The sequence below is a fragment of the Pseudomonas oryzihabitans genome, assembly GCF_024652905.1.
Classification (GTDB): Bacteria; Pseudomonadota; Gammaproteobacteria; order Pseudomonadales; family Pseudomonadaceae; genus Chryseomonas; species Chryseomonas benzopyrenica.
On the sequence record NZ_CP102428.1, the window covers coordinates 4,680,017 to 4,701,833 of the forward strand.

Consider the following 21,817-nt stretch of genomic DNA (forward strand, 5'->3'; position numbering starts at 1 on the left):
CAGCGATGAATCGGGCAAGGAAGAGTGCATGAGTCAGCTGCTGAAGGTCGTGATGGCGCAAGTGAACCTCAAGGTCGGCGACATCCACGGCAATGTGGAACGGATCATCACCGCGGCCCATGAGGCCCGGGACCGGTTGCAGGGGGATCTCATCGTCTTCCCGGAGTTGTCGCTGTGCGGTTATCCGCCGGAGGACCTGCTGCTGCGTTCGAGCATGCAGCGCCGCATCGAGCAGGGCTTGCAGCGGATCCGCCAGGAGATCGCCGGCATCCATGTGCTGGTGGGCTTTCCCTGGCTGGAAGAGGGGCGGCGTTACAACGCCTGTGCGGTCTATCGCGATGGCGCCGAGCTGGCCTGCTATCGCAAGCAGCAACTGCCCAACTATCAGGTGTTCGACGAAAAACGCTACTTCGAGCCGGGCGACAGTGCCGCCGTGTTCGACTACCAGGGCGTGCCCATCGGCGTCACCATCTGCGAAGACATCTGGTTCGCCGAGCCCATGGCCAAGGCCCGTGCCGCCGGGGCGCGGCTGATGCTCAATCTGAACGCTTCCCCCTTCCATGGCGGCAAGCAGCTGGAACGTGAGGCCGTGGTAGGCGAACGTGCCCGGGAGGGCGGCATGCCGGTGGTCTACGTCAACCAGGTGGGTGGCCAGGACGAACTGGTGTTCGATGGCCACTCCTTCGTGGTGGATGCCCAGGGGCAGGTCAGCCAGCGCGCGCCGGCCTTCGTCGAAGGCCTCTATCCGGTCAGCTTCGACCAGGACCTGACCCCGCAGCCGGCCGAACTCACCCCCGTGGCTTCGTTGGAAGCCAGCGTCTATGACGCCCTGGTGCTGGGGGTACGCGACTACGTGCGCAAGAACGGCTTCAAGGGCGTGGTCCTGGGCCTGTCCGGTGGTATCGATTCGGCGCTGGTCCTGGCAGTCGCGGCGGATGCCCTGGGCGCGGAACAGGTGGAGGCGGTGATGATGCCCTACCACTACACCGCGCAGATCAGCCTGGACGATGCCGAAGCCGAGGCGCGGAAGCTGGGGGTACGCTACAGCGTCTTGCCCATCGCGGCCATGGTCGAGGCCTTCCAGCAAACCCTGGCCGGCGAATTCGCCGGACTTGGGCGCGACACCACCGAGGAGAATCTACAGGCGCGCTGCCGTGGCACCCTGCTGATGGCCATTTCCAACAAGAAGGGCTATCTGGTGCTGACCACCGGCAACAAGAGCGAGATGGCGGTGGGTTACGCCACCCTCTATGGCGACATGGCCGGTGGCTTCGATGTACTCAAGGACGTGCCCAAGACCCTGGTGTTCCGCCTCTGCGCGTACCGCAATCGCCACGGTGAGGTGATTCCCCAGCGGGTGATCGACCGGCCGCCGTCGGCGGAGCTGTCGCCGGACCAGAAGGACGAGGACTCGCTGCCGCCCTATCCGGTGCTCGACGAGATCCTGCGCCTGTATGTCGAGCAGGATCTCTCGGCCGTGGACATCGTCGCCGCTGGCTTCGACGAGGAAACGGTGCGCAGGGTGCTGCGCCTGGTGGATCTCAACGAATACAAGCGGCGCCAGGCGGCGGTGGGCGCCCGGGTCACCCAGCGCGGTTTCGGGCGTGACCGGCGCTATCCGATCACCTCGGGCTGGCGCATCGGCGACTAGCTCCTCGGGCGCCGGACTCCCATGATCCGGCGCCAGAGAGATGCGCCAGCCATTGCGGGCAATAAAAAAGGGGAAGCCACTGGCTTCCCCTTTTCACGTCTGCTGTCGGATCAGTCGAACAGACCAAAGGTCAGGCGGCTGAACCAGGAGCGCTTGGCCGGCGCCGGCGTCGCGCCGCCGGCCTTCTCGGCCTCGGCCGGGTCGACGATGCGCAGCTCGGGCGCCAGGTTGTCGCGCTCTTCCTGGTACTTGCGCTGGATGTCCTGGCTGGCACGGGTCTCGCCGGGCGGCAGCGGATCGCTCGGGCGATCGATCAGGCCCAGGGTCGCACGGGTCAGCCAGGAGCGCTGCTGATCCTTGTCGTCCGGCTCGCGCAGCTGGAATTCGCCATCCTTGAGGCTGACGTTGTCCGGGTAGTTGAGCTTGAGGGTTTCCAGGCTGGTGGCCGCCAGGTCGTTGAGACCCAGGTGCTTGTAGGCTTCGGTCATGATCGCCAGGCCATCGCCCACCGACGGGGTACCCTGGAAGTTCTCGACCACGTAGCGACCGCGGTTGGCGGCGGCCACATAGGCCTTGCGGGTCAGGTAGTAGTGGCCGACGTGGACGTCGTAGGCCGCCAGCAGGTTGCGCAGGTAGACCATGCGCGCCTTGGCGTCCGGGGCGTAGCGGCTGTTGGGGAAGCGGCTGGTGAACTGGGCGAAGTCGTTGAAGGAATCGCGCGCCGCGCCCGGGTCACGCTTGGTCATGTCCAGCGGCAGGAAGCGTGCCAGCAGGCCGCGGTCCTGTTCGAAGGAGGACACGCCCTTCATGTAGTAGGCGTAGTCGACATTGGGGTGCTGTGGATGCAGGCGGATGAAGCGATCCGCCGCCGTGCGCGCCGCCTCGGGCTCGCCATTCTTGTAGTTGGCGTAGATCAGCTCCAGCTGGGCCTGTTCGGCATAGCGGCCGAAAGGATACCGCGACTCCAGGGCCTTCAGCTTGCTGATAGCGTCCGTGTAGCTGCTGTTGGAGATATCGCGCTGAGCCTGGGTATAGAGCTCGCCTTCCGGCAGATTTTCCGGAACCTCGGGCGCTTTCGAAGAGCAGGCGGCGGTGAGGACTAGGCTGGTGACCAGCAGCAGGTGCTTCAATTGCATGGCGGCTTGGATTCCCCGAAACGGTCGGCGGTGCAGGGATGAGCGCGGAGAGCGCTCACCTAGCCTGTGACGGGGCCGGAACCGTCCTGTTATGATGATCGACCCGGAATGCCGGGGCAAAAAAGTCGCCGTATTTAACCACAGGGTCGGGCCGATTCCAAAAGCCCCGCCATTGCCCGCGCAGATCCATGTCCGAATCCATCGTTCTCAATGCCGAAGTCCCCTACGAACTCGGTGGCCAGCGCCTCGATCAGGTCGCTGCCCAGCTGTTCGCCGAACATTCCCGCTCGCGTCTCGCCGCCTGGATCAAGGACGGTAGCCTGACCGTCGACGGCGCCGTGCTGCGTCCGCGTGACTCCGTCCATGGCGGCGCCCAGCTGGCGCTGCGTGCCGAGCGCGAGGCCCAGGGCGAGTGGGTGGCCCAGGACATCGAGCTGGACATCGTCTACGAAGACGATCACCTGCTGGTGCTCGACAAGCCGGCCGGGCTGGTGGTGCATCCGGCCGCCGGCCATGCCGACGGCACCCTGCTCAATGCCTTGCTGCACCATGTACCGGGACTGGAAAGCGTGCCGCGCGCCGGCATCGTCCATCGCCTGGACAAGGACACCACCGGGCTCATGGTGGTGGCCAAGACGCTGGAGGCCCATACCCATCTGGTCGCCCAGTTGCAGGCACGCTCGGTGAGCCGCATCTACGAAGCCGTCGTTGCCGGGGTGATCGTTGCCGGCGGCACCGTTAATGCGCCCATCGGGCGTCATTCCCAGCGTCGTCAGCAGATGGCTGTGATCGCCGGGGGCAAGCCAGCCGTCAGTCACTATCGGGTACTGGAGCGCTTCCGCGCCTATACCCATACCCGGGTCAAGCTGGAGACCGGCCGTACCCACCAGATCCGCGTGCACATGACCCACGTCGGTTTCCCACTGGTCGGCGATCCGGTCTATGGCGGTCGCTTCAAGATTCCGCCAGCGACCAACCCGACCCTGATCAAGACCCTGCGCGAATTTCCGCGCCAGGCGCTGCACGCGCGCTTCCTCGAACTGGATCATCCGGTGACCGGCGAGCGCCTGCGCTGGGAGTCGCCGCTGCCGGAAGACCTGGTCTGGCTGCTGGATCTGTTGCGCCAGGACCGGGAATCCTTCGAGTGACAGGCGCCGACTGGCTGCGGCCGGACTGGCCGGCGCCGGTCGGCGTCCAGGCCTGCGTCACCACCCGCATGGGCGGTGTCAGCCAGGCGCCCTTTGACAGCTTCAATCTGGGCACCCATGTCGGGGATGACCCGGCGGCGGTCGCCGAGAATCGTCGACGGCTGGGCGAGGCCCTGGGGTGCCAGCCGGCCTGGCTCGAACAGGTTCATGGCACCGCGGTGGTCGAAGCCGACCCGACCCAGGTGCTGCGTGCCGATGCGGCTTGGAGTGCTACGCCTGGTATCGCCGTGACCATGATGACCGCCGACTGCCTTCCGGCGCTGTTCTGCCGGCGGGACGGTTCCCGCGTCGCGGCAGCCCACGCCGGCTGGCGCGGTCTGGCCGGTGGGGTGCTGGAAGCGGCTGCCGCCAGTCTGGCCGTGCCGCCCGCCGAGGTGCTGGTCTGGCTGGGGCCGGCCATTGGCCCAGCCAGCTTCGAGGTGGGTGTCGAGGTGCGTGAGGCTTTCCTCGCCCAGCACGGTGACGCCGGGCAGTGCTTCGTGGCCAAGGGCGGGGACAAGTACCTGGGCGATCTCTATGCTCTGGCCCGTCTGCGTCTCGCCGCCCAGGGCATCACGGCGGTCTATGGGGGTGGCTTCGATACCTTTGTCGATCACCAGCGCTTTTTCTCCTACCGGCGCGCCTCTCGCACCGGTCGCTTTGCCAGCCTGATCTGGATCAAGCCCTAGGCATTTTTTTGGGATGTCAAGCCTTCCTGGCTTGAATCGTTACGCATCGCCCCTATCTAAAGGTCATTCCCGCGGGTAATCGAAAGCGCCTTCTGTTGCGCCATCCCGCGTTTCAGATAAGGACCTTGCCCATGCGTATAGACCGTTTCACCAGCAAACTGCAGCTCGCCCTGGCGGATGCCCAATCCCTGGCCGTCGGCCACGACCATCCGGCCATCGAGCCGCTGCACCTATTTTCCGCCTTGCTCGACCAGCAGGGTGGCTCCATTTCCCCGCTGCTGCGCCAGGTCGGCTTCGACCTCGCCAGCCTGCGCAAGACCCTCGGCGAAGAGCTGGATAAGCTACCCAAGATCCAGAATCCCACCGGCGACGTGAACCTGTCCCAGGACCTGGCGCGCCTGCTCAATCAGGCCGATCGCCTGGCCCAGCAGAAGGGTGACCAGTTCATCTCCAGCGAACTGGTCCTGCTCGCCGCCATGGACGAAAACACCCGCCTCGGCAAGTTGCTGCTGGGGCAGGGCGTCTCGCGCAAGGCGCTGGAGAACGCCATCAACAACCTGCGCGGCGGCGAAGCGGTCAATGACCCCAATGCCGAAGACAGCCGCAAGGCGCTGGACAAGTTCACCGTCGATCTCACCAAGCGCGCCGAAGACGGCAAGCTCGACCCGGTGATCGGCCGGGACGACGAGATCCGCCGCACCATCCAGGTCCTGCAGCGCCGCACCAAGAACAACCCGGTGCTGATCGGCGAACCCGGCGTCGGCAAGACCGCCATCGCCGAAGGGCTGGCCCAGCGCATCATCAACGGCGAGGTGCCCGACGGCCTCAAGGACAAGCGCCTGCTCGCTCTGGACATGGGCGCCCTGATCGCCGGCGCCAAGTTCCGCGGTGAATTCGAGGAGCGCCTTAAAGGCGTGCTCAACGAACTGAGCAAACAGGAAGGCCGCATCATCCTGTTCATCGACGAGCTGCACACCATGGTCGGCGCCGGCAAGGCCGAAGGCGCCATGGATGCCGGCAACATGCTCAAGCCAGCCCTGGCCCGCGGCGAGCTGCATTGTGTGGGCGCCACCACTCTCGACGAGTACCGCCAGTTCATCGAAAAAGACGCGGCCCTGGAGCGGCGCTTCCAGAAGGTGCTGGTGGACGAGCCGAGCGAAGAGGACACCATCGCCATCCTGCGTGGCCTCAAGGAGCGCTACGAGGTGCACCACAAGGTAGCCATCACCGACGGCGCCATCATCGCCGCGGCCAAGCTGTCCCATCGCTACATCACCGATCGCCAGTTGCCGGACAAGGCCATCGACCTGATCGACGAGGCGGCCAGCCGTATCCGCATGGAGATCGACTCCAAGCCCGAGGCTCTGGATCGCCTGGATCGCCGGCTGATCCAGCTCAAGGTGGAACGCCAGGCGCTGAAGAAGGAAGAAGACGAGGCGGCGCGCAAGCGGCTGGAAAAGCTCGACGAGGACATCGCCCGCCTCGAACAGGAGTACGCTGATCTGGAGGAAATCTGGAAGGCCGAGAAGGCCGAGGTCCAGGATTCCGCCCAGTTGCAGCAGCGCATCGAGCAGGCCCGCACCGAGCTGGAGGCCGCTCGCCGCAAGGGTGACCTCAATCGCATGGCCGAGCTGCAGTACGGCACCATCCCTGACCTGGAGCGCAGTCTGCAGATGGTGGACCAGCACGAGAAGCCGGCCAACCAGCTCCTGCGCAACAAGGTCACCGAAGACGAGATCGCCGAGGTGGTCTCCAAGTGGACTGGTATCCCGGTCAGCAAGATGCTCGAAGGCGAGCGTGACAAGCTCTTGCGCATGGAAGAGGCCCTGCACAACCGGGTGATCGGTCAGGACGAGGCGGTCACCGCCGTGGCCAATGCCGTGCGCCGCTCGCGGGCCGGGTTGTCGGACCCCAACAAGCCCAGCGGGTCCTTCCTCTTCCTCGGCCCGACCGGGGTCGGTAAGACCGAGCTGTGCAAGTCGCTGGCGGAATTCCTCTTCGATACCGAGGACGCCATGGTGCGTATCGACATGTCCGAATTCATGGAGAAGCACTCCGTGGCTCGTCTGATCGGTGCGCCGCCCGGCTACGTCGGCTACGAGGAGGGCGGCTATCTGACCGAGGCCGTGCGGCGCAAGCCTTACTCGGTGGTCCTGCTGGACGAGGTGGAAAAGGCCCATCCGGATGTCTTCAACATCCTCCTGCAGGTGCTCGACGATGGGCGCCTGACCGACAGCCAGGGGCGTACTGTGGACTTCCGCAATGCGGTGATCGTCATGACCTCGAACCTAGGCTCGGCACAGATCCAGGAGCTGGTGGGCGATCCCGATGGCCAACGCGCCGCGGTGATGGATGCGGTGGCCGGTCATTTCCGCCCCGAGTTCATCAACCGGATCGATGAGGTGGTGGTGTTTGAGCCCCTGGGTCGCGAACAGATCGCGGGTATCGCCGAGATCCAACTGCAGCACCTGCGGCAGCGCTTGGCTGAGCGCGATCTGCAACTCGAGCTGACGCCGGAGGCCTTGGACAAGCTGGTCGCCGTGGGCTACGACCCGGTCTATGGTGCGCGTCCGCTCAAGCGGGCTATCCAACGCTGGATCGAGAATCCCCTGGCGCAGCGCATCCTGTCGGGTGCCTTCGCGCCAAACGCGCGGATCCACGGCAGCGTAGAGGGCGACGAGATCGTCTTCGCCTAGGAAAAGACCGGGTGACCTCAGGGTTGCCCGGCTTTCCGCATAAATTTGTGAAAAAACAGCAGGCTAGGTGTTGACGTCTGTTTCTACTTCCGTAAAATGGCGCACCTCACTTACGGCAAAGCTCGAAAGGCACTGACGTAAGAGGGGTTGGAAGATCGAAATTCCGCGATAGCTCAGTCGGTAGAGCAAATGACTGTTAATCATTGGGTCCCTGGTTCGAGTCCAGGTCGCGGAGCCACTTCCATTCTCGGGGTATAGCGCAGCCCGGTAGCGCGCCTGCTTTGGGAGCAGGATGTCGGGAGTTCGAATCCCCCTACCCCGACCATATTTGGGTCGTTAGCTCAGTTGGTAGAGCAGTTGGCTTTTAACCAATTGGTCGCAGGTTCGAATCCTGCACGACCCACCATTTTTACCAGGAACCCTCCGCAAGGAGGGTTTTTGCGTTTTGGCGCATTACTTTTTTCCTTCGAGATCCAATTTGTGCTGGAAAGGGGCTGATCCCGCCAGTACGCCAGACAAGGCGCGCGTTCGACGTCCTTCTGCTTCACAGGGAGGCCGTGAAAAAGTCGCGCCTAGGTTGGCCTGCCTCGCTTCCATCACGTCGCGCTCTATTCCGCTCATCTCCGGCAAACGCCGTCATCCAGGCTGCGTCCCGCGCCTATCAAGGCGATAGCCGGTCATAGCGACCGTCTGAGGCCTTACTACTATCAGGTGAAGTAACGGGTTTTCAGGCGGCGGGAATGCAGTCGAAACGCCTCTCGGGCTTCACGCTTATCGAGGTCTTGATCGTCGTGGCGCTGCTGGGCATCGTCACGGCACTGGCGGCGCCGGGCTTCGCCGGTCTGGTTCAGAGCAACCGCGTCCAGGCGGCAGCGGGAGAATTACAGCGCGCGCTCTATTACGCGCGCAGTGAAGCCATGAGTCGCGGCGTGAATGTCGTCGTCACGACCGATCCTGTGGACGCCAACGGCTGGATGGGCGCGCTGAGGATCAGTACCGTCAGTACGGTGGTACTGCCGACAGCCGAGGTACTGCGGCAATACAGTGGTGGGCTGGGCAATGGCGTCAATGGGACCGGAGCCGTGGGCGGCACTCCGCTCGCCAGTCTGACGTTCCAGCCCAACGGCAGTTTGAAATTGACTGGCGAGGCCACCATTCGCGTCTGCGCCACCAATGCCCTTGCCCAGGGTAAGCAATTCACGCTCAGCCAGGGGGGCGTGCTGAGCGTGGCCGACTACGTGCCTACCCGCCCAAGCGCTGTGGGGTGCAGCTAAATGAAGCCACAGCAGGGTGGGTTCAGCATGATCGAGGTGCTGGTCAGCTTGGTGATCATCTGCATCGGTGTGCTGGGCATGGTGGCCTTGCAGACGCGCAGCGTGGCCCTGTCCCAGGATTCGGTACAACGCAGCAATGCCATGGTACTGGCCAACGACCTGCTCGAACTGATGCGCAGCAATCGCGATCAGGTGGTGGCGAGTGACAAGGTCAAGATCGACGGCGCCTATATCAAGCAACCGGGGACCAATTTTCGCATCAGGGCGCTCGATGCCGGCAAGACCTGCCTGACCCGGGATCGCTCTGCGGGAGGTGACACGGTAGCGGGACAGGATCTGGGGTGCTGGTTGAATCAGGTGAAGGCCTTGCTGCCGGTGACGGATGCCTTGATCGCCAGCAGTTTCGCGGTCTGTCCGGCATCCGGCGTACCGCCGTTGCCCGCCAGTGATACCTCCGGCAATACCACGCCGCTCAAGGCCTGCGAGACCACGGCGGTGGCACCGGTAATGGTGGTGGTGGCCTGGCAGGACGTCAGCAACGATTCGCTGAATTGTCCCAAGGGCGTCTGCTACTACGCCTTGCGCTCGGAGCTGTAGGCCATGCTCATCATGTCGCGTGGACAGAAGGGTTTTTCACTCATCGAGATGATGATCGCCCTGACCGTGGGTACCTTCCTGGTGGTGGGCGTCTCGCAGATCTATATCAACAACAAGCGCAGTTTTCTCTTCCAGCAAGGCCAGACCGGCAATCGCAACAATGCCCAGTTGACCTTGCAGGTACTTGATCGGCAACTGGCGAGAACCGGGTTCCGCGCCAACATTCGTAACCAGAGCACCCTGTCGTCGGCGTTTCCCGCCATCAATGCCGTAGCGGACAACGATGGTGTCAGCTGTCCCGCCTTTGACGCGGGCGTCACCTTCGCTGCCACTACGGACAATGTCGACGCGCCTACCGGCGTCTGCATCCGCTATCAAGGTGCGCTGGACAACAAGGACCTGGATTGCCTGGGCAACGTCATTCCCCGGGTCAATCTCAATGTCGGCGGCAATGTCCTGCTCAAGCTGCGTTATACCGCCGGCGCGACACCTGGTGCCGGTACCTTGAGCTGCACCGTTTGGAGCGAGCAGTCCGGGGCTCTGACACGCAAGGGCAGCGCGGTGCTGGTGCAGGGGCTGCAAGATTTTCGCTGGTCTATCCCGTTGAAATCCGATGTGCAGAAGGCCAGCAGCGCGGCGGTACGCTATGCGGCGCTGCTCAGCACTACCGAGGCACTCACGAGCGATGTCGCCAGTAACGCCGCCGCCAATTGGAAGACGCTGACGGGCCGGCAGATCGATGACGCGAGTCGACCAATGCAGATGCTGCAGAGCACCGTCATGCTGAGGAATCTCGCGCTATGAAAGCCTACCGCCGTCCTGGGCAGCGGGGTGCGACCTTGTTGATCGCCTTGGTGATGTTGCTGCTGCTTTCGCTACTGGCCGCCTCGAGCATGCGTCAGACCTTGCTGCAGGCCCGCAGTGGTGGCGCGGCGCTGGAAAACACCCAGGCCTTCAATGCGGCGGAGGCAGCGCTACGGGAGGGGGAGCGCCGCCTGGTCGCTCTCAGTCAACAGCCTTCCTTCACTGCCTTCAGCGCCGGTTTTGCCAGCTGCACGGAAAGCGTGCCAGCCGTGCGGAGCGCGTTCGCCAAGGCACAGACCGGTGATCTTTGCATCCTGACCAAGGCCAGTGATCTCAGCACCAGTAGCCTGACCCAGACCTGGGCGGCCACCGCCTTGCAGGCGACTGGAAGTGCGCCCACAACCCGTACGGTCGCCTATCGCGGCTCCGATGGCAGCGCTTCTTTCAGCCAGACGCCGCGCTGGGTGGTGACCGCCATGGGGAGTAACTCAGTCGATGTGTCTGCACCGGCCACCAACCTGTTCCGCATCACCGCCGTCGCCCAGGATCGAGGCCGGCGCTTCCCGGTGATCCTGCAGAGCGTCGTTGCCCTGGAGGTGCCATGAGTCGAGCCGTATCAGGCCTTGGGGCGCTGACCCTGCTCCTGACCTTCGCTGCGCCAGCCGCTCAAGCCGCGGCGCTGAATCTCAGCCAGCAGCCGCTGTTCCTGACCAACAGCATCGGTCCCAATCTGTTCGTCACCCTGGACAACTCCACCAGCATGCAGATGGCGGTGGTGCCGGATGCGTCCAATACCGAGGTCATCAGGCCAACCCGCCGTGCCAAGTCGGCGGCCTTCAACAGTCTCTACTACAATCCGGCGATCACCTATCCGGCACCCTATGCGGTCAGCTACAGCACTGCCGGGGGCCTGACTCGCACGCGGCTGACCACCAGCTTTACCAGTGCCTACGTCAATGGCTATCGATCCAGTCTGGGCAGCGTCAATCTGGCCAGCGACTACCGGGTGAGCTGGAGCTACAACTCCAACTTGGTGACCACTGATCCCAATGTGGCACGCGGCAATACCTACGGGAACCCGGGATTGCAGAACAACAGTCCAAGTATGCTGGCAGAGAATCCGTCGCAGGATTTCCAAAGCGCGGGTACCTACCAGGGAACCAGTCGGAGTTATGGGCGGCTGACCCTGCTGGACATACTCCTGGGCGCCGGTTTCACCGAAATCATCAATGGCGCACAGGTTTCCATCAGCGATTCGTCCTTGCTTGGTTGGTTACTGTTTGGGCAGTCGCTGACGGGCGGATGCGCGGCAAGCATCGCCAATACGTCGACTGTTACCTATAGCAACGTCACCTGCACGCGCAATGTGGACTATGGGCTATTCGGAGTGATTTCTTCGGTCAACTACACCGTTACGGCCAACACCAACGTCTCGGCCGCCATCACCGGTGTACAGGCCTATTACTATCTTTACGACACGACGCTTAGTACCTGTCTTCCCGCCACCCTGCAGACCGAAGGCTGCTACCGGCGGGTGCTGGTAGGCGCCTCTTCGGGTCCCAACAACACGGACGAGCGGCAGAACTTCGCCAACTGGTATTCCTTCTATCGTAGCCGAGCGCTGGCTGCGCAGACGTCGACCAATCTGGCGCTGGCGGACGCCTCGGAGAATATCCGGCTTGGCTGGCAGGCATTGGGCACCAGTGACAGCTGCATTCTGGTAACCGCCAATGCCAACTGCCGCGGCATTAGCAACTCCAGTTCCACGACCTATGACAACCGGCTGAGGCCCTTCACCGGGGCGCACCGGGCCGCCTTTTTCACCTGGCTGGGCGACGTCTACTACAACCAGAGTACGCCCTTGCTGCAGGCGGTCGCCCGTGTCGGCGAGTTGCTCAAGACCACAGGCAGTGAAAGTCCCTATGCCTTCCAGCCTGGCAGCAGCGAAGCGCCGGTCTATGGCTGCCGGGCCAGCTACAGCCTGGCGGTGACCGACGGCATCTGGAATGCGGCTTTCGCTTCGAGCAACGTGGATGGTAGCGCTGCTACCTTGCCGGATGGCCAGCAGTATTCCCCACAGGCGCCGTTTCAGGACACCACGGCCAATACCCTGGCGGATCTTGCCTTTCTCTATTGGCGTACCGATGCCCAGCCCAATCTCGATAACAAGGTGTCTCCCTATAACACCACCACCAGTGACGAGAAGCAGGGCAGTCGGACCCTTTCGCCCTATTGGAATCCGCGCAATGACCCCGCCACCTGGCAGCACCTGACCGGCTTCTATGTCGGTATCGGACTGAGCAGCGCCCTGGTCAATCCGGCCTGGGGCGGGGATACCTTTTCCGGAGGCTATTCCGGGTTGGCGGCCGGTACCACGCTCTGGCCAGTGGCCGGCGCGGACAATTCGGTCAATCAGAACAACGTCTATGATCTCTGGCACGCGGCGATCAATTCCCGGGGTGAGTTCTTCAGTGCCGAAAACGCTAGCGATCTCATCAACTCCCTCGGCAAGGTGATCACCCGGATCAATCAATCCACCAGTGTCGGCGCCAGCCAGACCCTATCCCCGACCCAGGTGGGAGATACCACCTCGCTCTATACCTATGAGCCCTCCTTTTCCAGTACCGACTGGAGCGGGGATGTCATCAAGTATCAACGCACCGCCACCACCAAGACCCGCATCTGGAGTGCGGCTCAGCAGCTCGATAGCCGGTTTGTCGCGGGCAATACCGCTTTTGCCGCTCGAAAGATCTATATGGCCAAGGGCGGCACGCTGACTGATTTTGCCTGGGCCAATCTGAACGTTGATCAACAGATCAGCCTCAATCGAACATCGGGCGGCGCTACCGATACCTACGGCAGTCGCCGTGTGGACTATCTGCGTGGAGATCGCAGTCTGGAAGCGCCGAATGCGACGCCCTCGTTCCGACCGCGTAACCATGTTCTGGGGGATATCGTGAATTCCTCGCCGGCGGTGGTAGACATGCCCAGCAGTCCCATCGCCTTGATGAATGCCATGGTCGGTGACAATTCCTATGCCACCTTTCGCACCGCCAACCTCGCTCGTGAGCGCCGTATCTACGTCGGCGCCAACGACGGCATGCTGCATGCCTTCAACGATCAAGGGCAGGAGGTCTATGCCTTCGTTCCCAGTGCGGTCATTGGTAATCTCACCCGGCTTACCGAGCGCAGTTATACCGGCGGTGGACATCAATCCTATGTCGATAACACGCCGGTGATAGGTGAGGCCTACCTTGGCGGTGCCTGGCGTACGGTTTTGGTCGGGACGTTGAGGGGGGGAGGGCAGAGCATCTTCGCCCTGGACATCACCAATCCCAATGTCCCGGTACTGCTGTGGGAAAAGTCCGCAGCCGATCCCGATTACAAAGACCTGGGCTTCACCTATGGCCAGCCGGTCATTACGCGCTTGCACACGGGCGGTTGGGGCGTGGTGGTGAGCAACGGCTACAACAGCGCTCAGGACAATGCCGTGCTGTACGTGATGAACCTCGCTGACGGTAGCCTGGTGAAGGCGTTGCCTGCTAGCGACAATCTCGCCACGCCTAATGGGCTGGGTTCACCCTTCGTGGCTGACGTCGATGGCGATTTGATCGCCGATTACGCCTATGCCGGTGATCTGCGCGGAAATCTCTGGCGCTTCGATCTGATAGGCACTTCCTTGACCGCGTCTGCGACCAAGGACAATTTTCGTGTGGCCTTTGGCGGTCGACCGCTCTACACCGCTCGGGCCAGCAGCCTGACACCAGGCACCACCAACCTGGTCCAGCCGATCACCGCCAGTCCGTTGGCGGTTACCCACCCCAGTGGCACGGGGCACCTGGTGCTGTTCGGAACTGGCAAGTACCTCGAGGTCAACGATGCCATAGCCAATACCAGCAAGGCCATGACCCTCTACGGTATCTGGGATCGGCAGACCGATGGTTCGCCAGCGGACAGTACGCCGCTATTGACCACGGCCAATCTCCAGCAGCAGACCCTGGGTACCGATCAACGCATCAGCTATACCAGCTCCGCCGGTTCCAGTGCCAGCAGCACTGCGAACACCGTTTCCACCACGGCGGTGAACTATGATCCTGTCACGGCTGCTAACGGCAAACAGGGCTGGTACCTCAATCTGCCGCTGAATGGCGAGTTGGTGATCAATAAGCCCCAGCTGTTCAGCGGCGCGCTGTTGATGAGCTCTTTGATACCCAGCACCGACGCCTGTACCGCTGGTGTGACCACCTACCTCTATGCCCTGGATCCCTATACCGGCGGCAGCAACAGGGGACTGTTCAACCTTGGACTGGATACGGTCTACGGGCGCTTCCAGATGGATGGTTTGCTGGGAGGGATCGTGCCCTTCGTCTATGGCGATGGCACCTTCAGCATGGAGGGCACCTTGGCCGATTCCGCGATCTATGGCAGCGATACGCCGCCCAGAGACGGAAAAGGCGGTAATTTAAGTCCTAGCCGCCGCCAGACCTGGCGTGTCATCACCAACCAGGACTATCCCGATCCTTAGGAATCGAGAACTCATGAAAAAGCCCGGCACTAGGCCGGGCTTTTTCATGGAACGGTGCGTCTCAACGCGCGTAGGTCAGCAGCACGTCGCCCGGAATCTGGAAGTCCACCGACATCATCACGCTCAGGGCGGTGATGGCGATGATGGAGAACCCGAACAGCTTGCGTGCCCATTGCACGTCGTTCTCGGCCTGATAGCCCATGAAGGCCAGGCGCAGCCACCAAGCACCGATCACGGCAGCCACTGCCAGGTAGACGTAGCCGGCGTAGCCGAGCACGGTCAGCAGCAGGGTAGCGGCCATGAAGGCCACGGTGTACCAGACGATGTGACGCTTGGTCACCGAGATACCCTTGGCCACCGGCAGTACCGGAATCGAAGCCGCGGTGTAGTCCTTGAGACGGAAGATGGCGATGGCGTAGGAGTGCGGCATCTGCCAGAGGCAGAAGATCAGCAGCAGCACCGCAGCACCGCTGTCGAACTGGCCGCTGGCGGCGCAATAACCGATTACCGGCGGAGCGGCACCGGACAGGCTGCCGACCAGGGTGCCGTGGACCGAGGCGCGCTTGAGCCAGAGGCTGTAGAGCCCCACGTATACCACAAAACCCATCACCGCGAAGGCGGTGGCGACCAGATTGGTCGCCACGTACAGCAGCCCCACCCCGGCCAGGCCGAGGAGGGTGGCATAGGCCAGCGCTACCTTCGAGGAGATCGTGCCCTGAACCAGGGCACGATTGCGGGTTCTTTCCATCTTCTGATCGATGTCCCTATCGATCACGTTGTTGAACACACAGCCGGAAGCAATGACCAACGACACCCCGATAGCCGTCGCCAGCAGCAACAGCGGGTCGATGCTCCCTTTGGAAGCCAGGAAGAACCCGCCAGCAACCGAGATCAGGTTGCCGAAGATGATGCCCGGCTTGGTCACGAGAAGGTACTTCTTGATCATCACGTCGGCCCGGTTCAGTGGATCATCATGTTGTGGTGCATGTGGTACATGATCCACAGGGATCCCACGACCAAGATACCGACGATGACCACGGTGAAACCAAAGGAGATCACGTTCCAACGCTGCTCTTCGGAGGTGTTCAGGTGCAGGAAGAAGTACAGGTGCACCAGCAGCTGTACCACCGCCATGATCACCACGATCGCCAGGGTCGCGCCCTTGGAGAAGGTGGGGAACATCACCAGGCCGAAGGGAATGACCGTCAGGATGACCGACAGGATGAAGCCGACCATGTAGCTCTTGAAAGTGCCATGGCTCTCGGCGGTATGCCCGTGGGCATTATGATCGTGCGCCATTACAGAACCCCCATCAGGTAGACGATGGTGAAGACGAAGATCCAGATGATGTCCAGGAAGTGCCAGAACAGGCTCAGGCACGACAGGCGGGTCACGTTGGTGGTGGTCAGACCCTTGGAAGAGATCTGCAGCATCAACACGATCATCCAGATCAGACCCGAGCTCACGTGCAGACCGTGGGTGCCGACCAGCGCGAAGAACGACGACAGGAAGGCACTGCGATCCGGACCCCAGCCCTCATGGATCAGGTGGTTGAACTCATAGAGCTCCATGCCGATGAAGCCGGCACCGAACAGCCAGGTGACCGCCAGCCACCCCAGGACGCCGCCCTTGCTGCCCTTGTGCTGGGCGATCATGGCGAAACCGTAGGTGATACTGGAGAACAGCAGCAGGAAGGTTTCGACCAGCACGAACGGCAGTTGCACGATGTCGTGATGGGTCGGGCCGCCCGCATAGGCGTTGCTCAGCACTGCATAGGTCGCGAACAGGGTTCCGAACAGGATGCAGTCGGTCATCAGGTAGGACCAGAAACCGAAAGTGGTCAAGGATCCCGCGTCGTGGTGCCCATGCTCCTCGGCATGGGCGACTTCGTTATGCATAACTTGATTCGCCATTGGTTAGGCCTGCTTCAATTTCGCCAGGGACTGAATGCGTGCGTTTTCAATGCGCGCCACTTCTTCCGCCGGTACGTAGTAGTCGGTGTCTTCGTCGTAGCTACGGATAACGAAGGCGACGATCGAACCCACGAAGCTAGCGATGGCCAGCCACCAGATGTGCCAGATCAGAGCGAAGCCAAGCGCCAGGGCGAACAGGCTGATCACGATGCCAGCAGCGGTATTGCGCGGCATGTGGATCTGCTTGTAGTCCGCATCCTTCTTCTCGGTGATGCCTTTTTCCTTCATGCCCCAGTAGGCGTCGATGTCGTGTACTTCCGGCACTTCGGCGAAGTTGTAGAAGGGCGGCGGCGAGGAGGTCGACCATTCCAGGGTACGGCCATCCCACGGATCGCCCGTCACGTCCACGTTCTCCGGCAGATTGCGATCGCGGATACTGACGTAGAACATCCACAGCTGGCTCAGGATGCCGAGGGCGATGATGCCGGCGCCGATGGCGGCGGTCACCAGGAAGGGGTGCCAGTCGGGGTTGTCGTAGTGGTTCAGACGACGGGTCATACCCATGAAGCCCAGCATGTACAGCGGCATGAAGGCGACATAGAAACCGATCAGCCAGCACCAGAAGGCCTGCTTGTTCAGCTTCTCGTTCAGCTTGAAGCCGAAGACCTTCGGGAACCAGTAGATCATGCCGGCGAAGTAGCCGAACACGGCGCCGCCGATGATCACGTTGTGGAAGTGAGCGATCAGGAACAGGCTGTTGTGCAGCACGAAGTCGGCACCCGGTACCGCCAGCAGGACGCCGGTCATGCCGCCGATGCTGAAGGTCACGATGAAGCCCAGGGTCCAGAGCATCGGCGAGGTGAACTGGATGCGACCCTGGTACATGGTGAACAGCCAGGTGAAGATCTTCACACCCGTCGGGATCGCAATGATCATGGTCGCGATGCCGAAGAAGGCGTTGACGTTAGCGCCCGAGCCCATGGTGAAGAAGTGGTGCAGCCAGACGATAAAGGACAGCACAGTAATGGCTACCGTGGCCCAGACCATCGAGACGTAGCCGAACAGACGCTTCTTGCTGAAGGTGGAGGTCACTTCCGAGAACACGCCGAAGGCCGGCAGGATCAGGATGTATACCTCGGGGTGGCCCCAGGCCCAGATCAGGTTGGTGTACATCATCTGGTTGCCGCCAGCTTCCGCGGTGAAGAAGTGGAAGCCCAGGTAACGGTCCAGGGTCAGCAGTGCCAGGGTCACGGTCAGGATCGGGAAGGCCGCCATGATCAGGATGGCCGTACACCAGGAGGTCCAGGTGAAGATCGGCATGCGCATCAGGGTCATGCCCTTGGTGCGCATCTTCAGCACGGTCACGAAGAAGTTGACGCCGGTCAGGGTCGTACCGATACCGGAGAGCTGAAGCGCCCAGATGTAGTAGTCCATCCCTACGCCTGGACTGTACTGGATGCCTGACAGCGGCGGATAGGCCACCCAGCCGGTCGCGGCGAACTCGCCCACGAACAGCGACATCATGATCAGCACGGCGCCGGCCACGAACAGCCAGAAGCTCAGCGAGTTCAGGAAGGGGAAGGCCACGTCGCGGGCACCGATCTGCAGCGGTGTCACCACGTTCATCAGGCCGGCCACGAAGGGCATCGCCACGAAGAAGATCATGATCACGCCGTGGGCGGTGAAGATCTGGTCGTAGTGATGGGGTGGCAGGTAGCCCTCGGCGCCGCCGGAGGCGATGGCCTGCTGGCTACGCATCAGGATGGCATCGGAGAAGCCACGGAGCAGCATGATCAAGGCGACGATGAAGTACATCACGCCGATCTTCTTGTGGTCGACGGTGGTCAGCCACTCTTTCCAGAGGTAGCCCCACTTGCCGAAGTAGCTGAGTGCCCCGATGAGCGCCAGGCCACCCAGGGCGACCACGACGAACGTCACGAGAATGATCGGCTCGTGATACGGAATATCCGCGAGAGTTAATTTACCGAACATGACTTATTCCTCGGTACCGTGTTGACCGCCGTGCTGGCTCATGTCCATCACGTGATCGGTCTGCTTGCTGAAGTCGGACTTCATGAACTTCTTGATGACCGTTCTGAACAGATCCGGCTCGACCGTCGAGTAGTAGGCGACCGGCTGCTTCTCGCTGGGCTTGGCCAGCTCGGTGTAGCTCGCCTGGTCCAGAGTCTTGCCACCCGACTGCTTGACCTTGTTGACCCAGGCGTCGAAATCACCGGCGGTGGGTACCGCGTGTACGGCGAAGATCATGTCGGAGAAGCCGGCGCCGCTGTAGTTGGCCGAGCGACCTTCGAATTCGCCGGGATGATCGGCGATCAGGTGCAACTGGCTCTGCATGCCGGACATGGCGTAGATCATGCCGCCCAGGGCCGGGATCGACAGGGTGTTCATGACCGATTCGGAGGTGATCTTGAACTGCACTGGACGATTGACCGGGATGGCGATCTCGTTCACCGAGGCGATGCCCTGCTCGGGATAGATGAACAGCCATTTCCAGTCCATCGAGACCGCTTCGATCACCAGCGGCTGCTCGGGATGATCCAGCGGTTTGAAGGGATCCAGCTCGTGGGAGGTCTTCCAGTTCAGGATGCTCAGGAACACCACGATGGCCAGGGGGACCAGCCAGACCACGGCTTCGATCTTGTAGGAGTGGGCCCAGTTCGGAGTGTACTTGGCGTCCTTGTTAGTCGCGCGGTACTTCCAGGCGAACAGGAAGGTCATCACGATGACCGGGATCACCACGATCAGCATGAGGCCGAACGCTGTGTAGATGAGGTTGCGTTCTTGCACGCCGATGGAGCCTTTCGGATCCAGCAGCACGGCGTCGCACCCGCTGAGCAGCAGCGCGGCGGCACCGGCCAGAAGCCAACCGGTTGGTTTTAGATACTTCGTTAGTTTCATCTCACGACCTCAGTAGAGCGGCTCATCGTGGTTATTCTCTCAACGTGCCTGTCGCCAGCCTCATGCTCCGCAACGGACAGGCATCCGTGCGGCAGGCTGATGGATTGCAGAAATTGCGGGATTTCGCAGCGCGGTATGGTGCCACAGAGGGGCTGGATATTCGACCCTTTGGTCAGCCGCTGTTCAGGTGTTATCGGTCGTCAAGAAAGCCGAAAACAGGCGGGGTAAGGCACTGTCATGCGCTGGGTAAGAGTAGTCGAGGGTTGCGGAGTCGCCAGTTCTCGGAGCAGGTAACGGACTGCTCGAAGGCAGGGGGAGCAACTGGCAAGCGACCCAGGAAGGCGCGGCCCAAGGCGGCTAAAGCCTTGAAGGCTTTGGAAAGATGAGGAGAAGACGACGCGGAAGGATGGTGCCGGAGATAGGAGTCGAACCTACGACCTTCGCATTACGAATGCGCTGCTCTACCAACTGAGCTACACCGGCACGAAGCTTTCAATGATAAGACTTCGGTTATCTGCTATGCAAGCCTGGTCGCTGCCCCTGTGCGACGGCCTGTGGCGATGTGTCGCACTGCTGCCTGCTGCGAATTTGGGGTTCGCCAACGCCTCCCGGCCTGACGATATTGGTCGAGAGGAAGGTCAGTGGTCAGGGTATGGCTCATTCAGGAAACCTTTATCGAAGTCGTCATACCTAATCCTTCGCGGATCCAGCCTTGCCGCAGCTTCGCCCCACCCATACTGCAAGCTGATAGCTGCCCATGCGGAGAGCCACGATGACCGATTACTCCCTCACCCGTCGTAATGTCCTCGTCGGCTCCGCCGTGGGGCTAGCCGCTGCAGCTTCAGGCGCTGCCGTCGCCCAGGAAGGCAGCAGCGCGGCCCGTCCCGCCAAGCCGCTACAGGACCCGCGGACCAAGTACACCCGCGAGCCCTTCAAGGAGCAGCGCCAGGAGTGGCCGGCGCTGACCAGCAAGATGGAGCCGCGCCCCGACCATGGTGAGACCAGCTATCACGGCTCGGGTCGCCTGGCCGGGCGCAAGGCGCTCATCACCGGCGGCGACAGCGGTATCGGTCGCGCCGTGGCCATCGCCTTCGCCCGCGAGGGGGCGGATGTAGCCATCAACTATCACCCGTCCGAAGAATCCGACGCCCAGGAAGTGGTCAAGCTGATCCAGGAGGCCGGGCGCAAAGCCATCACCCTGCCGGCCGATATCCGTACCCAGGAGGCTTGCGAAGAGGTGGTGAACAAGGCCATCCAGCAACTTGGTGGTCTGGATATCCTGGTGAACAACGCGGCCTACCAGCAGAGCAAGGCCGACATCCTCGAAATCACCGACGAGCAATTCGACCGAACCTTCAAGACCAACGTCTATCACGTCTTCCGCTTCAGCAAGGCCGCCATCCCGCACCTGCCGCCAGGCGCCAGCATCATCAATACCGTCTCGGTGAATTCCTACGATCCCGGCGAAGAGCTCATCGACTACGCCTCGACCAAGGCCGCCATTCTCAATCTCGCCAAGGGCATGGCCAAACAACTGGCGAAGAAGGGCATTCGCGTCAACGCCGTGGCACCAGGTCCGGTATGGACGCCGCTGCAGGTGGCGGGTGGGCAATTGGAAGGGCAGATGAAGGAATTCGGCCAGGACACGCCTCTGGGAAGGGCAGGGCAGCCGGCGGAGTTGGCGGGGCTTTATGTGGCGCTGGCGGAAGAAGATGCGAGTTTTAGTACGGGGACAGTAGTGGGGGCATTTGGGGGGAAGGGGATGCCGTGAGTCAAACTTGATAAGAATAGTGAATTTTTCTCAAATAAAAAATGCCTTCAGGTATTTAGCCTGAAGGCATTTTTTATTAAAGGTATATCAACTGCATCCAGTAGGCTTAAATTTTGCGTCGGAGAAGTTGCTAGTAACGCAACTATAGGTGCCGCCGGAAGACGCGGCGGTGGTTCCCGATGCAGCTGTTGCTGCCGAGCGGCTGATTTTAATCGTTGCGTTCGCGCCCAAGCGACCCGGGTTGGCAATGGTGCAAACAATGGCATCGGCCTGACCGCCATCAGTGGCACTGGGCGCTGCAACCGTAATTGCAGAACAATTGCCAGTCGAAGCCTTAAGGCCGGTCGCATTAAGATCTACTGTGCTCCCATTCACAAATGCATACTCGTATCCGGTTTTTCCGGCGCTGATATCAGCATATGCGGCAGATGCTTTAGCCTTTGCTACATAGTCTTGGTATGCAGGAATTGCGATAGCAGCCAAAATACCAATGATCGCGACCACGATCATCAGTTCGATCAAGGTGAAGCCTTTTTGAGCTTTCATTCCAAATCTCCGAGGTTGGATCAGGCCAACATGCCTGTCAGGACTTAAGCATAGGCCGTGCCAAGGAAAAGTGGCGACTACAGCACGTTTTCTTTGCGATAGATGTCAA

Annotated in this window: 17 protein-coding genes and 4 tRNA genes; 13 read left to right on the plus strand and 8 right to left on the minus strand. The window is 61.7% G+C overall.

Annotated elements, in window-relative coordinates; genetic code table 11:
- Positions 1-28 precede the first annotated feature (28 nt).
- A complete protein-coding gene (locus NRG74_RS21670; RefSeq protein WP_257705287.1) occupies positions 29-1,651 on the plus strand; it encodes an NAD+ synthase in 1,623 nt (540 codons plus the stop codon).
- A 110-nt stretch (positions 1,652-1,761) separates the two neighbouring features.
- Here the strand turns inward: NRG74_RS21670 and NRG74_RS21675 are convergent, their stop codons facing one another.
- A complete protein-coding gene (locus NRG74_RS21675; RefSeq protein WP_007160812.1) occupies positions 1,762-2,787 on the minus strand; it encodes an outer membrane protein assembly factor BamD in 1,026 nt (341 codons plus the stop codon).
- A 188-nt stretch (positions 2,788-2,975) separates the two neighbouring features.
- Here NRG74_RS21675 and rluD point away from each other — a divergent pair, with 188 nt between their 5' ends.
- The 11 genes from rluD to NRG74_RS21730 all read left to right on the plus strand — a co-directional run bounded on the left by rluD (position 2,976) and on the right by NRG74_RS21730 (position 14,559).
- Positions 2,976-3,935: a 23S rRNA pseudouridine(1911/1915/1917) synthase RluD gene (rluD, locus tag NRG74_RS21680; protein ID WP_017640836.1), complete on the plus strand. Its 960-nt coding sequence runs from the start codon at positions 2,976-2,978 to the stop codon at positions 3,933-3,935.
- Entirely contained in the window at positions 3,932-4,663 is a 732-nt protein-coding gene (gene pgeF, locus NRG74_RS21685; protein ID WP_068383503.1) for a peptidoglycan editing factor PgeF, read from the plus strand. The genes rluD and pgeF overlap by 4 nt, the downstream gene beginning before the upstream one ends.
- Before the next feature lie 131 nt (positions 4,664-4,794).
- Complete coding sequence (clpB, locus tag NRG74_RS21690; protein WP_257705288.1) at positions 4,795-7,359, plus strand: ATP-dependent chaperone ClpB; 2,565 nt, start codon at positions 4,795-4,797, stop codon at positions 7,357-7,359.
- A gap of 162 nt (positions 7,360-7,521) precedes the next feature.
- A tRNA-Asn gene (locus tag NRG74_RS21695) sits at positions 7,522-7,597 on the plus strand.
- A 10-nt stretch (positions 7,598-7,607) separates the two neighbouring features.
- Positions 7,608-7,684, plus strand: a tRNA-Pro gene (locus NRG74_RS21700).
- 5 nt (positions 7,685-7,689) lie between these two features.
- Positions 7,690-7,765: transfer RNA gene (locus NRG74_RS21705), tRNA-Lys, on the plus strand.
- 334 nt (positions 7,766-8,099) lie between these two features.
- Complete coding sequence (locus NRG74_RS21710) at positions 8,100-8,633, plus strand: GspH/FimT family pseudopilin (protein ID WP_017640833.1); 534 nt, start codon at positions 8,100-8,102, stop codon at positions 8,631-8,633.
- Entirely contained in the window at positions 8,634-9,230 is a 597-nt protein-coding gene (gene pilV, locus NRG74_RS21715; protein ID WP_257705289.1) for a type IV pilus modification protein PilV, read from the plus strand.
- Between the two features lie 3 nt (positions 9,231-9,233).
- The gene (locus NRG74_RS21720; RefSeq protein WP_257705290.1) at positions 9,234-10,034 is read left to right on the plus strand and encodes a PilW family protein; all 801 of its coding nucleotides are present in this window, start codon (positions 9,234-9,236) and stop codon (positions 10,032-10,034) included.
- Positions 10,031-10,639 (plus strand): pilus assembly PilX family protein, encoded by a 609-nt coding sequence (locus NRG74_RS21725; RefSeq protein ID WP_257705291.1) that lies wholly within the window; start codon positions 10,031-10,033, stop codon positions 10,637-10,639. The genes NRG74_RS21720 and NRG74_RS21725 overlap by 4 nt, the downstream gene beginning before the upstream one ends.
- On the plus strand, positions 10,636-14,559 hold the full coding sequence (locus NRG74_RS21730; protein ID WP_257705292.1) for a pilus assembly protein: 3,924 nt from the start codon (positions 10,636-10,638) through the stop codon (positions 14,557-14,559). The genes NRG74_RS21725 and NRG74_RS21730 overlap by 4 nt, the downstream gene beginning before the upstream one ends.
- Positions 14,560-14,620: 61 nt before the next feature.
- On the opposite strand, the gene cyoE is transcribed toward NRG74_RS21730, so the two are convergent.
- From cyoE to NRG74_RS21760, 6 genes are all read right to left on the minus strand, one after another.
- A complete protein-coding gene (gene cyoE, locus NRG74_RS21735) occupies positions 14,621-15,508 on the minus strand; it encodes a heme o synthase (RefSeq protein ID WP_257705293.1) in 888 nt (295 codons plus the stop codon).
- An 11-nt stretch (positions 15,509-15,519) separates the two neighbouring features.
- A complete protein-coding gene (gene cyoD / locus NRG74_RS21740; protein WP_064307849.1) occupies positions 15,520-15,858 on the minus strand; it encodes a cytochrome o ubiquinol oxidase subunit IV in 339 nt (112 codons plus the stop codon).
- Positions 15,858-16,472 (minus strand): cytochrome o ubiquinol oxidase subunit III, encoded by a 615-nt coding sequence (locus NRG74_RS21745; protein WP_064307850.1) that lies wholly within the window; start codon positions 16,470-16,472, stop codon positions 15,858-15,860. Before NRG74_RS21745 ends, cyoD begins: the two co-directional genes overlap by 1 nt.
- Positions 16,473-16,475: 3 nt before the next feature.
- On the minus strand, positions 16,476-18,464 hold the full coding sequence (gene cyoB / locus NRG74_RS21750; RefSeq protein WP_017640825.1) for a cytochrome o ubiquinol oxidase subunit I: 1,989 nt from the start codon (positions 18,462-18,464) through the stop codon (positions 16,476-16,478).
- A gap of 3 nt (positions 18,465-18,467) precedes the next feature.
- Positions 18,468-19,391, minus strand: a complete 924-nt coding sequence (gene cyoA, locus NRG74_RS21755) for a ubiquinol oxidase subunit II (RefSeq protein WP_017640824.1) — start codon at positions 19,389-19,391, stop codon at positions 18,468-18,470.
- 407 nt (positions 19,392-19,798) lie between these two features.
- Positions 19,799-19,874, minus strand: a tRNA-Thr gene (locus tag NRG74_RS21760).
- A 289-nt stretch (positions 19,875-20,163) separates the two neighbouring features.
- Between NRG74_RS21760 and NRG74_RS21765 the strand changes: the two genes are divergently transcribed.
- A complete protein-coding gene (locus NRG74_RS21765) occupies positions 20,164-21,162 on the plus strand; it encodes an SDR family oxidoreductase (protein ID WP_257705294.1) in 999 nt (332 codons plus the stop codon).
- 87 nt (positions 21,163-21,249) lie between these two features.
- Here NRG74_RS21765 and NRG74_RS21770 read toward each other — a convergent pair whose 3' ends face one another.
- Complete coding sequence (locus tag NRG74_RS21770; protein ID WP_307773990.1) at positions 21,250-21,708, minus strand: pilin; 459 nt, start codon at positions 21,706-21,708, stop codon at positions 21,250-21,252.
- Positions 21,709-21,817 lie beyond the last annotated feature (109 nt).